Consider the following 13106-nt stretch of genomic DNA (forward strand, 5'->3'; position numbering starts at 1 on the left):
CGGGCGACTCGGAGCGCTCGCGAACAATCAGCGCAGGGGAGTGAGGCATCATGGATCTTTCAACGGGCAGCGAAGTCACCACCGACGACGTCACCGTCTCGGAATCGAAGAAGGTCCACGAGCGCCGCTTCAAGATCGTCACCGACGAATCGCGCGATGCCAAGCTGACCGAGTTCGGCAAAGAAACGCTGAAGGATCGCTATCTCCTGCCGGGCGAAAGCTATCAGGATCTCTTCGCGCGCGTCGCGGCCGCCTATGCCGACGACCAGAAGCACGCCCAGCGCCTCTATGACGCCATCTCGAACCTTTGGTTCATGCCTGCCACCCCCGTCCTGTCGAACGGCGGCACCGGGCGCGGCCTTCCGATCAGCTGCTATCTCAACAGCGTCGACGACAGCCTCGACGGCATCGTCGGTACCTGGAACGAGAATGTCTGGCTCGCCAGCAAGGGCGGCGGGATCGGCACCTATTGGGGCAGCGTGCGCGGCATCGGCGAACCGGTCGGTCTCAACGGCAAGACGTCCGGCATCATCCCGTTCGTGCGCGTCATGGACAGCCTGACGCTGGCGATCAGCCAAGGCTCGCTCCGCCGCGGATCGGCCGCCTGCTACCTCGACGTGTCGCACCCGGAGATCGAGGAATTCCTCGAAATCCGCAAACCGTCGGGCGATTTCAATCGCAAGGCCCTGAACCTGCACCACGGCGTGCTCATCACCGATGAATTCATGGAAGCGGTGCGCGATGGCGCCGAGTTCGAACTGAAATCGCCGCGTGACGGTAGCGTGCGCGGCAAGGTCAATGCCCGCGCCCTGTTTCAGAAGCTGGTCGAGACCCGCTTGGCGACGGGCGAGCCCTATATCGTCTTCTCCGACACCGTGAACAATTCGATGCCCAAGCATCATCGCGATCTCGGCCTCAAGGTTTCGACCTCGAACCTGTGCTCGGAAATCACGCTGCCCACCGGTCGCGACCACCTCGGCGCGGACCGTACCGCCGTCTGCTGCCTGTCGAGCCTCAACCTCGAGGCATGGGACGAATGGAACGGCGACGACCAGTTCATCGAGGACGTCATGCGCTTCCTCGACAACGTGCTCTCCGACTATATCGCCCGCGCCCCAGACGAGATGGCGCGCGCCAAGTACAGCGCCGAACGCGAACGCTCGGTCGGCCTCGGCGTGATGGGCTTCCACAGCTTCCTTCAGGCGCGCAACATCCCGTTCGAAGGCGCCATGGCCAAGTCGTGGAACCTCAAGATCTTCAAGCATATCCGCGCACAGGTCGACGAGGCATCGATGATGCTCGCCACCGAACGCGGCCCCTGCCCCGACGCCGAGGACATGGGCGCGATGGAACGGTTCAGCTGCAAGATGGCGATCGCGCCGACCGCGTCGATCAGCATCATCTGCGGCGGTACCAGCGCCTGCATCGAGCCGATCCCCGCCAACATCTACACCCACAAGACGCTGTCGGGATCGTTCATCGTCAAGAACAAGTATCTCGAACGGCTGCTCGACGAGAAATCGAAGAACTCCGATCAGGTCTGGAATTCGATCCTAGAGAAGGACGGCAGCGTCCAGCACCTCGACTTCCTCAGCCCGGAAGAAAAGGCGAGCTTCCGCACCAGCTTCGAGATCGACCAGCGCTGGCTGCTCGAACTCGCGGGCGACCGCGCGGGCTTCATCGACCAGGCGCAGAGTCTCAATCTCTTCATCCCCGCCGATGTCGACAAGTGGGACCTGCTGATGCTCCACTTCCGTGCGTGGGAACTGGGTATCAAGTCGCTCTACTACCTGCGTTCGAAGTCGGTGCAGCGTGCCGGTTTCGCGGGCGGGGTCGAAAAGGACAATACGCCCGAGGCCGCCAAGTACGAGCTGCCGTCGACCGACTACGACGAATGCCTCGCGTGCCAGTAGGATGCGCGGGCGCCTTACCCATAAGAAAAACGCCGCGCTAAGTCCGGCGCGGCGTTCTTCGTTTTGCAAACCTCGCCGACGTCATGTCGGGAGGGGGGCTGCGAGCCGGCGGGGCCTCCTGGAGGCTACCCGCCAGCGCGCCCCTGTTGGTCGCTGGTTACGATCCGACCGTTCCGAGACCGGCAGGGATCCGCGCGGTTTCGTTGAGGTAGATACGATTGTCTTCCAGACGGTCGACATCGCTCAGCGGAATGAAGTGATGACTATCATCGGCGGCGTCGGACTTGGTCAGCTTGATGCGGTCGTCCTCGACCCCATCGACGGTGCCGACATGCTGGCCCTTCGCGTCGGTGATTTCCATATGCTCTTTGATGCGTTGCTTCTCAAACATGTTGGTATGTCTCCTTTTTTCTCTTCACCCTACCAACGGGCGAAGGGGGAGACACGCTCCGCGGTGGGCCGCGCATGAGCCTCACTTCATCGCTCGTCATGCTGCTTGTCGGCGCGCTCGCCCTTATATCGGGGGTGTGGCTGTTGACCCGTCGGCCCGCTGACGCACCCGCCCGCTACCGCAACCGCATCGCCGGCGCGATGGCCGCCATGCTCGGCATCGCCCTCACCATCTTCGCATTGGGGCTCGGCGCGCTCTCGCCTGCCCCCACAACCCAGGGAGAAACCCCATGAGCCTTCTTCAAGCCCGCAAGACCTACAAGCCCTTCGAATATCCCTGGGCCTACGATTATTGGAAAAAGCAGCAGCAGGTCCACTGGATGCCCGAGGAAGTGCCGCTGGGCGAGGATTGCCGCGACTGGGCGCAGAAGCTCACCGATCACGAGCGCAACCTCCTGACGCAGATCTTCCGCTTCTTCACCCAGGCCGACGTCGAGGTGCAGGACTGCTACCACGAAAAATACGGCCGCATCTTCAAGCCGACCGAAGTGAAGATGATGCTCGCCGCCTTCTCCAACATGGAGACGATCCACATCGCGGCCTACAGCCACCTGCTCGACACCATCGGTATGCCCGAGAGCGAATATTCGGCCTTCCTCGACTACAAGGAAATGTCCGACAAGGCCGACTACATGAACGAGTTCGGCGTCGACACCGACGAGGACATCGCCAAGACGATCGCCATGTTCGGCGGCTTCACCGAGGGGCTGCAGCTGTTCGCCAGCTTCGCCATGCTGATGAACTTCCCGCGCTTCAACAAGATGAAGGGCATGGGACAGATCGTCAGCTGGTCGGTGCGCGATGAAAGCCTCCACTGCGAGGGCATCATCCGCCTGTTCCACGAATTCGTGTCGGAACGCGACTGCCTGACCCCCGCCGTGCGCGACGAGATCGTCGACATGTGCCAGAAGGTCGTCCGGCTCGAGGACAATTTCATCGACCTCGCGTTCGAACTCGGCCCCGTCGAGGGCATGACGCCCAAGGATATCAAGAAGTATATCCGCTACATCGCCGACTGGCGCCTCAGCCAGCTGGGCTTCAAGCCCATCTACATGGTCGAGGAACACCCCCTCCCCTGGCTCGCCCCGCTGCTGAACGGTGTCGAGCACGCCAACTTCTTCGAAACCCGCGCGACCGAATATTCGAAGGGCGCCACCAAGGGCGACTGGAACACGGTGTGGGACAATTTCGACAGCCGCCAGAAAGCGAAGATCGCAAAGGCGGACGACGAGGGCGACGAGGCGCTGGCGGATATGTTCGCGAAGTAGGGGCTTGCCTTAACTCGTCGAATTAATTAAAAGTAATTTGCCCTTCCAAATTGGGGGAAGGGAGAAGTGGTAACTCCTGTCAATCGTTAATTCGTAGACTTGTAGCAACAGCGCCGCTAGCTCATAGAGCCAGATGGTCAAACTGCACCAGATGCCTACTTCATCATTATAGCGCATCGCGTAAATTTGCGGTACGAGAGCGTAGGAATGGCTTAGCCAGATATTTCTACTCAATCGGATATCGTTGGTTCCGGGAGTGACAAAGTGGTGGACGCGAAACCCGTGCACTCCCGGACTTGCTATAATGAGAATTAAGAAGCTTGGCGGGTGGTTTCGACAACGCCATTACCCACACTTTGATTATCCTATTGGTTACGAGACGGCCAAGCAGTTTGCTTGCGTACCTTCTAACGTGGCGCGTCATTCGTTTCTTCCCCTTATAGGCTACACTGATAGTCGAAGGACTTTCAAAACGGATAACTCCAATAAGGCGATCGTACGGCGTAAGCGGCCTCGAAAAGTCGGCGTAAAAGCCCGTGAGATAAAGTATGCGGCCCACCGAGACGCTGCGATCTATGCGTTTTACGCCTACAAGCTGCAATTGCAGTACGAAGATTGGCTTGGTCGCAATGATCTTCAGAGAGCCGTCCTGGGGTATAGAAGCGGTCTAGGATCAAATGTTGATATGGCGGCTGATGCCTTTGCTGAAATTTCAGCACGAGGGCAGTGCACAGTGATGTGCTTCGACATATCTGATTTCTTTCCTTCAATAAGTCATTTTGAGTTAAAGTGTGCGCTTCGTGAAGTATTGCAAACCGAGGAGCTCACGCTTGATTGGTTTAACGTATTCAAAAGCATAGTCCGGCATAACTGGGTAGATCTGAAGCAGATCAGTATTCCTCTAGGATTTAAACCGACGGACCCGCCTTCCCCACTCGTCGATGACATCGGGCCGGCTCTTGAGACATTACGAGGTGCCAAACTCATTCATAGCAATTCGATGAAAAGAAATGGAATTCCGCAAGGTCTACCCATTTCAGCAGTTTTTGCGAATGTTGCGATGGCCGAATTCGACAAGAAGATTCAGGCATGGGTCGCTGCAAATGATGCCAGTTACCGGCGCTACTCCGATGACATTATGATAATTTGCAATCCGGACGCAGAAGCCGACGCTGAACACGTCGTGACACGCGCGGCGGGCTCCCACAGTGGGCTAGTGATTAACCCCGATAAGACCGAAGTCAGCCGGTTTACCCACCATCAGGGCGACCTTGCCGTCGATAAACCAGTCACATACCTCGGCTTCACGTTTGATGGACAGCGTGTCCTACTTCGCGCCCGAACTTTGTCGAGATACTATCGGCGCATGACCTACGCAGTTCGGGGAACAATTCGTGGAGCTGCGCGGAAAGGCCAACCTGCTCACAAAGCTTACAGGCGCAAATTATATAGAGACATCTCACATTTGGGTAAGCAGAACTTCTATTCGTATGCGTCTCGTGCCGACAAGAAGTTTGTGAATTCCGGAGTGAAAAGACAACTTCGAAACCACTTCAAAATCCTGCTTCGGAAACTTGCCAACCGTGGACGCTAAATCTTAGGCGAGAACGGGGTCAGGGCGGCCTGACCCCGTCGGTCCTGTCTCGCTGAAGCGAGCAGGCCGTCCGCGGTTCGGCATCTCTCGGATAGGCCGCGCTCGCTTCGCTCCGCTTGTCCTATCCTCGGTGCCTCGCCTCCTACTCCGCCGCAAGCGCTCCCGGCGGACCGACCCGCTGCGGCGTCTTGCCCGCTTGCCAGCCGAGCCAGCTCGCCGCCGCCCCTGCGACAAATCCCATCGCCAGCGCCATCGGCGTTCCTAGTCCTGCGAAGGCGACCACCCAGCTGTCGAGATCGACCAGGTAATAGCCGACGCTCATCAGCACCATCTGCGCGATGATGAAGGCGGCGACCACGGCAAAGGCGTTGCTCCGCTCCCGCGCCCGCCACCACAGCACCAGCGCCAGCGCGACCATCATCGCATCGGTGATCATGATCGTGTGGAGGATGTTGGCAAAGTCCGCCGGTCCTTCGATCCTGAAGAAGGGAATATTGTTGCCGATCGCACGGCTCGCTGGGCTTTCGAACAGGATCATCGGGGTGCCCAGCAGATAGGCCGAATGCGCCCACACCTTCCGCCGATGTTTCAGTGCATTGTAATAGAGCACCAGATAGGCGCCGATCGCGGGCCACAGGCCGAGGAAGAAGGTATCGCCATAAAGCGCGATGAACGGATCGCCCCCCGCGACCACGCGCTCCGCATTGACCATCCCGATGCCCATCAGCCCCATGGTCAGGAAGGGGAAGAGGTAAAGGCTCGATTGCCCCGTGGCCCGGTGCAGCGCGCGCTTCTTGTGATGGATCGACCAGCTTTGCGTCGCGACCATGATCACCCACACCGTCGCGACGGCGCCGTGCAGGTGGAATTCCCACCGCGCGCTCCCCGCCTGGCTCCAGTAGCTCGGCCAGAAGCCCAGCAGGATAACCCCCAGGCAGGCCAGCACCCACCAATGCGCGTGACGATAAGGCATGACGACGGCTCCCCCCAAGCGTTCGGAAAACTAACCTATCGCAACTTTTTAACGTCGTCCACCCGACATTGAGAAGGTGCAGAAGCGCGCGTCGCGACCGGCGCTGTCCTACACGCCCCCGATCTGCCATCGTCCTTCCGATGACCGCCCTCTACAGCCGCCCGGCCGCCGCACTCCGCTTCGACGCTGGCCTTGCGGGGAAGGCGAACGGGGCCGGACGTAGCGTGACCTTCGTGAACTTCCACGGCTGGCCCCGCACGCCTCACCCCACCATCGACTCGCCTCGCCCCGCTGCCCGCAACGCCCAGAGTCCGCGCGCCGTTCTCCCCGCGAAACGATTCACAGCGAAGGAGACCCCGTTCATGGCCGACAACATCTGGTGCACCCCCCATTCCGACGGCTGGCAGGTCAAGCGCGCCGGCGCGACCCGCGCCTCCAGCGTCCACGACACGCAGGAAGACGCTTGGGACGAGGCACGCCGCATGGGCCGCGCCGACGAGGTCGAAGTCTTTCTTCAGGGCGAAGACGGCCAGATCCGCGAGCGCCACACCTACGGTCACGACCCCGTGCGCCACCCCGGTTGATCGTTCGCGGCCTTCGGCGAGGACGGACCGGAACGTCGGGTGGCACGTCCCGCCGCCCCGGTCGCCTCGCACCCGCGAAACCGGATCGTAATTTCGGTTCCCGCCCGCCCCAGCCGCGCCACCAGCGCGTGCAGGAAGGCGAGCGTACCCGCAAATTCCAGCCCCTCCTCGATCGCGGTCGACAGCGCATAGAGCCGGCTGCGCCCCGCCACCGCTTCGTCGATCGCTCCGTTCATCATCTCCACCCCGATCGCGCCCGACAGGAACAGGATCGCCGCCAGCGCAAAGGGACCGCGCGTCTTCGCATCCAGCCGAAAGAACCAGCGCCCCAGCACGACCCCCAGCAGCAGCACCGCGGGGATGCCGACCAGCACCCAGCTGTAATGCACCAACCCGCCCCACTCCCCAACCGCGGGCACCAGCGCTTCCAGCACCTTGCCCGACAGTTCGTGCAGCATCGCCACCTCGTCGAGTGCCAGCACCGCGAACACCCCGGCCAGCAGCCACCATGCGCCCGCCTTGTGCCCCCGCAATTCTTCCGCCCGCGCACTCGCGGCAAGCAGGACCGCGCATCCCGCCAGCAGCGTCGCGGCTAGGAAGGTCGGCACGCTGGTATCGGTCGCCAGCGACAGGCGCTGCAACACGCGCTCCGTCGTCTCGCCGGGGTAGGTGGTCAGAGCCAGATCCGCACCCGCCCCCACCAGCACCACCGCGATCACGACCGGCGCGACGACGCGAAGCACCATTCGCGGATCGAGGGAAAGGGAGAAGGTCGGGCTCATGGCAACGCTCGCAAGGGCGGGAGCCGTCGTTGAACCACATTCGCATCCGCACCGCTTTGATGGACGTTAAGTCTCGTCCTTCGCGGTCTTTTCGCTCCAGCGCGCAATCGGCTTCAACGGACCGAAGTCCTCCTCCAGCGGCTCATGCCCCAGCGCGGGCCAGTCGAACGGCGCCACCGGGACATGCGTATCGGGCAGCCGGTCGAGCAGATCGCGGATCAGCGTCAGCCGTCCCTGTTTCTGGTCGTTGAAATCGACCACCGTCCACGGCGCATGGTCGCGGTGCGTCGCTGCGAACATCGCCTCGCGCGCCCGGGAATAGTCCGCATATCGCGTCCGCGCCGCCGCATCGATCGGCGACAGCTTCCACCGCTTCAACGGATCGGCCAGCCGTTCGGCGAACCGCTCCTCCTGGCTCACCTGGCTGGCGGACAGCCAGTATTTGAACAACAGGATCCCGTCGTCGACCAGCATCCGTTCGAACTCGGGCGCCTGACGGAGGAACAGGTCGACCTGCGCCTCGCTCGCGAACCCCATCACCCGCTCCACTCCCGCGCGATTGTACCAGCTGCGGTCGAACAGCACGATCTCCCCCGCGCTCGGCAGATGCGGGACGTAGCGCTGGAAATACCATTGGGTCGCTTCCGCCTCGGTCGGTTTAGGCAGCGCCACGATCCGGCATTGTCGCGGATTGAGATAGCGGCTGATCGCGCGGATCGTCCCGCCCTTCCCCGCCGTGTCGCGCCCTTCGAGCAGCACGCAGATCCGCGCGCCCGTCGCCCGCGCCCATCGCGCCGCCGCGACCAGTTCCTCCTCGAGCGGCGCCATCGCCTGACGATATTCCTTGCCCTTCATCGCTTCCTCCTAGCACCAACCGACGTCGTAGCCGATCCACCGCCGCGCCAAACCCATGGCGACCAGTTCGCCCGCAATATCGACCTCGCCGCCCGCGTCATCGCGCACCAGCCGGCGCAGGTCGCGCCCGTAGCGATCCACCCCGTCGCGCCGGTCCCGGATCATCACGACATCGCCGCGGTTGAGCTGCCGCAGCAGTTCCGCGCTCGCCGCCGCGGCCAGATCGGCTTCCCGAGAACAGGCGGGTTCGAACAGTTCGGGCGCGTCGATACCCAGCATCCGGATCCGCCGGTCCCCTAGCCTGATCGTGTCCCCGTCCACCACACAGGCATGGAGCCGGCCCCGGCCACAGCGCGAAAAGGGCCCCGTGATCCGCTCGCGTTCCGCCTCGAAGATGGTCCCGGTCGAGACGATCGCCGGTTCCGACAGCGCGTAGAGACCGACCACGGCCGCCAGCAGAACGATGGTCCGCAGCGAAGACCAAGACGCCCGGATCGGCCAGCGCCGCCGCGCCGGTCGCGACGTTCGGAACGGACGCATCTTTCCCATCGCGCCACGCTACCGACACCGGCGGAGTTCGCCAATCGTGGCGACAACCGTTTTCTCCGTCTTGCCGCCGGTTCGCGCTCGCCCCATGATCGATGGATGAGCATTTCCCGACACCTTCTCCCGGCCGCCGCTCTCGCGAGCCTCGCCGCCTGCGCCCCGGTCGCCGATCCCGCCGCGACCCCGTCTGCCGCGATCGAACCCGCGACCGGCGCACCCGGCTTTCTGCTCACGGTCGAACGCTCCACGCCCGAACAGCGTGCTGCCGCCCGCGACCTGCTGCTGGCCGAATTCGCGCGGCTGGGCATCCCGGCGCAGGCCCGCCCCTATGCGACAAGCGACTTTCCCGGCGTGCGGGTCCGGAACGGCCAGATCCTGACCGGCGCGAACGTCGTTGCCACCCTGCCCGCGACCACCGATTCCGCCCGCCACATCGTTCTGGGCGCGCATTTCGACACCGTGCCGGGCAGCCCCGGGGTGGACGACAACGGCAGCGGGGTGCAGATCGTGCTATCGGTCGCGAAAGCGCTGGCCGCGCTCGACACCCGCGACGCGACCATCCATTTCGTCTTCTTCGATCAAGAGGAACTCGGCCTGATCGGAGCGCAGGTGAACGCGGCGCGCTGGAAAACGGGAACGGTCCCGCTCGAAGCGATGCACAATATCGACATGATCGGCTGGGACAGCGACGACGACGGCGTGATCGAGTTCGACAGCAACAGCGCCGAAGTCACCGCCCTCTACCAACGCTCGGCCGAGGGTCTACCCGTTTCGCTGCTCGTCACCACCTATCCCAATACCGACCACGAAGCCTATCGCCGCCAGGGCTTCGCCGTCGCGAGCATTTCCGAAGAATTCGAGGATGGTTCGCAAAATCCCGACTATCACCAGCCGGGCGATACCGAGGTCGAACTCGGCTATTTCCGTGCTGCCGAAACGCTGATGATCCGCGTCTTCACCGCGCTCGTCGCCTCGACATAAGGATTCTGTCCATGCTGCTGACCTCCCTCATTCTCGCCGCCGCGCAACCCGCCGACTGGCCTACCGGACCCGTGATCGAAGGCTATGGCCCCCACGGTCCCGTCGACGTCACCATGCCCGTTCCCGCCGGGACCGTGCTGATGCACAGCTTCGATACCGCCGATCTCACCGCCGAAAACCAAAACCGCACACTGCTGTCCGCCGCGCGCTTCATCAACATGCACGCCGCGGCGGGGATGGATCCCGCCGACATCCGGCCCGCGATCGTCGTCCATGGCCGTGCCGTTTTCGCGGTCGTGGCGGACAATCGGTTCGGCGAGAATTACGAGGGCGCGAATCCCAATCGCGATCTGGTCGAAAAACTGCTGGCGAACGGCGCACGGATCATCGTGTGCGGTCAGTCCGCCGCATCGCAGGACGTTAAGACCTCCGATTTGCTTCCGGGTGTCGAGATGGCGCTGTCGGCCATGACGGCGCACGCGCTGCTTCAGCGCGAAGGCTACACCCTCAACGCCTTTTAGAGGACTACGCGGATGACCCATATCGCCCCTACCGAACGGCAGCTCGCCGCCTTTCGCGATCTGCCGTTCGGCGAACCCATTGAAATGCTCAACCTGCTGCGCTTTCGGGCCACCGCCGACTATCCTGACGATCACGAGGCCTTCACGAACGGCTGGAGCGGGTCGGACGCCTACCACCACTATCTCGGCGAGACGCAGAAGATCGCTTCCAGGCTGGGACTCGATGTCGTGTGGACTGCCTCGCCCGCCCTCACTCTCATCGGCCCAGAGGACGAAGCATGGGACATGGCGTTCATCGCCCGATACCCGGACGCCGAGGCCTTTCTGACGATGATCGGCAATCCCGACTACATCGCGATCACCGTCCACCGCACGGCTGCGCTGAAGGACAGTCGCCTCATTCGCTGCGCCCCGATCGCGCTTCAGCGCGACTGACGGGCCGCTGGGGCCGTCGGGCCGTTAAATGGCGCGTTCGGACGATAAACGGTGGCAATCCAGCGACGAAGACCCCCGCGGTACCGCGGGATACAGTGTTCGTTAACCATCGGAGGTTAAATATACACCTCGAAAGCAACTAGCTTTCTTCATGATGTTCCCAAGGAACTCGGGGTCGGCGGCAGGACACTGCACCGGCCCCATTTTTGTGCGCCCCATTGACCGCCGGGCCTGCGAGCCTAATCGGTAGGCGATGCGCTTCTTCTCCGACAACGCCGCCCCCGCCCATCCCGCCGTGATGGAGGCCTTGGCCGCCGCCAATCGCCTCGATACCGCCTACGACGGCGATGAATGGTCGGCGCGCATGGACGCCGCGTTCGGCGAACTGTTCGAGACCAACGTGACCGCCATCTGGGTCACCACCGGCACCGCCGCCAACGGGCTGGCGCTGGCCGCGCTGTGCCCGCCATGGGGGTCGGTGCTCTGTCACCGCTTCGCGCACATCGAACAGGACGAGGCGGGCGCGCCCGGCTTCTTCGCGCACGGTGCGAAGCTCACCCTGCTCGACGGGCCCGGCGCGAAGGTCGCCCCGGATGCGATCGACGCGGCGATGGCGCGCGTTCGCAAGGACGTGCATCAGGTCCAGCCCGCCTGCCTGTCGATCACCAATGCGACCGAATACGGACTGCGCTACGCTCGGAGCGAGATGAAGGCTCTGGGCGAGGTCTGCGAGCGGCACGACCTCAGGTTTCATGTCGACGGCGCCCGCTTCGCCAACGCCATCGTGGGCGGCGATGCTTCGCCCGCCGAACTGACGTGGAAGGCGGGCGTGGACGCGCTCTCGTTCGGCTTCGTGAAGAATGGCGGCATGAATGCCGAGGCGCTGATCCTGTTCGATCCCGAATTGGCCGACACCGTACGCGTGATGAAGAAGCGCAGCGGGCATCTGCTCAGCAAGGGTCGCTACGCCGCCGCACAGATCCTCGCGCTGCTCGAGGAGGAACGGTGGCTGGCCAACGCTCGCGCGGCCAACACGGCCGCCACGATGCTCGCCGAGGCATGCGGGGAACGCCTGGTCTATCCGGTCGAGGCCAACGAACTGTTCGTGAAGATGTCGCCGACGGAAGCGTCGCGCCTGCGCGAAGCGGGCTTCGACTTCTACGACTGGGCGGACGGCGAAGTGCGGCTGGTCACCAGCTGGGACCAGGACCATGACATGGTCGCAAAGCTCGCCGAGGCGATCCGCGCGTTATGAGAATGCCGATATGAGCCTGCCGCGCGAAGGGATGCGGCAGGTGTGGCTGCCGTTCGTCATCTTTACCCTCATCTGGGGCTCGACCTGGATCGTCATCAAGGATCAGTTGGGTGTCGTCCCCGCGCCATGGTCGGTGACCTATCGCTTCATCATCGCCGCAGCGGGCATGGCCCTAGTCGCTCGCTGGAGGGGCGAAAGCCTTCGGCCCACGCCCGGCTTCCTCACCGCTGCAGCGGTCGTCGGGATCACGCAATTCTGCATGAACTTCAACGCGGTCTATGCCGCGGAACATTACATCACCTCGGGCCTCGTCGCGACGGTCTTTGCGCTCCTGATGCTGCCCAACGCGTTGCTGGGATGGTGGTGGCTGGGGCAGCGTCCGACCGGACGGTTCATCGGCGCGACCTTCGTGGCCATGGCGGGGATCGCGCTCCTGTTTCTTCACGAATGGCGCGAGCGTCCCGAGCTGACTATCGGGCCGCTGCTGATCGGCGTGGGCTGGACGGTCTTCGCGTTGCTCGCCGCCTCCATCAGCAATGTCTATCAGGCGCGCGAGGCGACCAAGCGTTTCCCGCTGTTCGCACTGCTCGCCTGGGCGATGGGGATCGGCGCGGTAGCGGACGGGGCGATCGCTGTTGCGTTGCACGGCGCGCCGACGGTCGAATGGCGGCTGGGCTATTGGGTCGGCCTTCTCTGGCTGGCGCTCGCCGCCTCGGTGGTCTGCTTCTCGCTCTACTATCCCGTCGTTCGGCGGATCGGACCGGGCAACGCGGCCTACTCCAGCGCGATGGTGCCGATCGTTGCGATGGCACTCTCGACCCTGTTCGAGGGTTTCCGATGGACACCGCTCAGCCTTGCCGGCGCCGGACTGGCGATGGCGGGGCTCGCGCTGGCGCTCTACAGCCGCCGGCGTCCGATGAAAGTGACCAACCCCGACGCGGGGTAAGGA

The 13106-nt window shown here is 63.2% G+C and carries 15 protein-coding genes; 10 read left to right on the plus strand and 5 right to left on the minus strand.

The genetic code is table 11. From position 1 onward, the window contains the following. The first annotated feature begins 50 nt into the window (after positions 1–50). Entirely contained in the window at positions 51–1913 is a 1863-nt protein-coding gene (locus WJT74_RS09350; protein ID WP_343344050.1) for a ribonucleoside-diphosphate reductase subunit alpha, read from the plus strand. A 157-nt stretch (positions 1914–2070) separates the two neighbouring features. Here the strand turns inward: WJT74_RS09350 and WJT74_RS09355 are convergent, their stop codons facing one another. Next, positions 2071–2304 carry a DUF2171 domain-containing protein gene (locus WJT74_RS09355; RefSeq protein WP_343344053.1) on the minus strand — a complete coding sequence of 78 codons (234 nt, stop codon included), beginning with the start codon at positions 2302–2304 and terminating at the stop codon, positions 2071–2073. 74 nt (positions 2305–2378) lie between these two features. On the opposite strand from WJT74_RS09355, the gene WJT74_RS09360 reads away from it, so the two are divergent. From WJT74_RS09360 to drt2, 3 genes are all read left to right on the plus strand, one after another. After that, the gene (locus tag WJT74_RS09360) at positions 2379–2597 is read left to right on the plus strand and encodes a hypothetical protein (protein WP_343344056.1); all 219 of its coding nucleotides are present in this window, start codon (positions 2379–2381) and stop codon (positions 2595–2597) included. Next, complete coding sequence (locus WJT74_RS09365; protein WP_343344058.1) at positions 2594–3631, plus strand: ribonucleotide-diphosphate reductase subunit beta; 1038 nt, start codon at positions 2594–2596, stop codon at positions 3629–3631. The genes WJT74_RS09360 and WJT74_RS09365 overlap by 4 nt, the downstream gene beginning before the upstream one ends. Positions 3632–3935: 304 nt before the next feature. Next, positions 3936–5225, plus strand: coding sequence for an antiviral reverse transcriptase Drt2 (drt2, locus tag WJT74_RS09370; RefSeq protein ID WP_343344061.1), 1290 nt, complete (start codon positions 3936–3938; stop codon positions 5223–5225). Between the two features lie 142 nt (positions 5226–5367). Here the strand turns inward: drt2 and WJT74_RS09375 are convergent, their stop codons facing one another. Next, positions 5368–6198 carry a hypothetical protein gene (locus WJT74_RS09375; RefSeq protein ID WP_343344063.1) on the minus strand — a complete coding sequence of 277 codons (831 nt, stop codon included), beginning with the start codon at positions 6196–6198 and terminating at the stop codon, positions 5368–5370. Positions 6199–6560: 362 nt separating this feature from the next. On the opposite strand from WJT74_RS09375, the gene WJT74_RS09380 reads away from it, so the two are divergent. Beyond that, positions 6561–6782, plus strand: coding sequence for a DUF2188 domain-containing protein (locus WJT74_RS09380; RefSeq protein WP_343344065.1), 222 nt, complete (start codon positions 6561–6563; stop codon positions 6780–6782). Here the strand turns inward: WJT74_RS09380 and WJT74_RS09385 are convergent. From WJT74_RS09385 to WJT74_RS09395, 3 genes are all read right to left on the minus strand, one after another. Next, positions 6755–7564, minus strand: coding sequence for a hypothetical protein (locus WJT74_RS09385; RefSeq protein ID WP_343344067.1), 810 nt, complete (start codon positions 7562–7564; stop codon positions 6755–6757). The genes WJT74_RS09380 and WJT74_RS09385 overlap by 28 nt on opposite strands. Positions 7565–7630: 66 nt before the next feature. Next, complete coding sequence (ppk2, locus tag WJT74_RS09390) at positions 7631–8419, minus strand: polyphosphate kinase 2 (RefSeq protein WP_343344069.1); 789 nt, start codon at positions 8417–8419, stop codon at positions 7631–7633. 9 nt (positions 8420–8428) lie between these two features. After that, positions 8429–8968: a thermonuclease family protein gene (locus tag WJT74_RS09395; RefSeq protein WP_343344071.1), complete on the minus strand. Its 540-nt coding sequence runs from the start codon at positions 8966–8968 to the stop codon at positions 8429–8431. Positions 8969–9064: 96 nt separating this feature from the next. On the opposite strand from WJT74_RS09395, the gene WJT74_RS09400 reads away from it, so the two are divergent. The 5 genes from WJT74_RS09400 to WJT74_RS09420 all read left to right on the plus strand — a co-directional run bounded on the left by WJT74_RS09400 (position 9065) and on the right by WJT74_RS09420 (position 13103). Further along, positions 9065–9946 carry a M28 family metallopeptidase gene (locus tag WJT74_RS09400; RefSeq protein ID WP_343344073.1) on the plus strand — a complete coding sequence of 294 codons (882 nt, stop codon included), beginning with the start codon at positions 9065–9067 and terminating at the stop codon, positions 9944–9946. 11 nt (positions 9947–9957) lie between these two features. After that, a complete protein-coding gene (locus WJT74_RS09405; RefSeq protein WP_343344074.1) occupies positions 9958–10467 on the plus strand; it encodes a DsrE family protein in 510 nt (169 codons plus the stop codon). A gap of 12 nt (positions 10468–10479) precedes the next feature. Beyond that, positions 10480–10902: a DUF1330 domain-containing protein gene (locus WJT74_RS09410; RefSeq protein WP_343344076.1), complete on the plus strand. Its 423-nt coding sequence runs from the start codon at positions 10480–10482 to the stop codon at positions 10900–10902. A gap of 253 nt (positions 10903–11155) precedes the next feature. After that, complete coding sequence (locus WJT74_RS09415; RefSeq protein WP_343344078.1) at positions 11156–12157, plus strand: threonine aldolase family protein; 1002 nt, start codon at positions 11156–11158, stop codon at positions 12155–12157. A 10-nt stretch (positions 12158–12167) separates the two neighbouring features. Then, positions 12168–13103, plus strand: coding sequence for a DMT family transporter (locus tag WJT74_RS09420; protein ID WP_343344081.1), 936 nt, complete (start codon positions 12168–12170; stop codon positions 13101–13103). Positions 13104–13106: the final 3 nt, after the last annotated feature.

Origin of the sequence: Sphingomicrobium sp. XHP0239 (assembly GCF_039555325.1) — a bacterium.
Classification (GTDB): domain Bacteria; phylum Pseudomonadota; class Alphaproteobacteria; order Sphingomonadales; family Sphingomonadaceae; genus Sphingomicrobium; species Sphingomicrobium maritimum.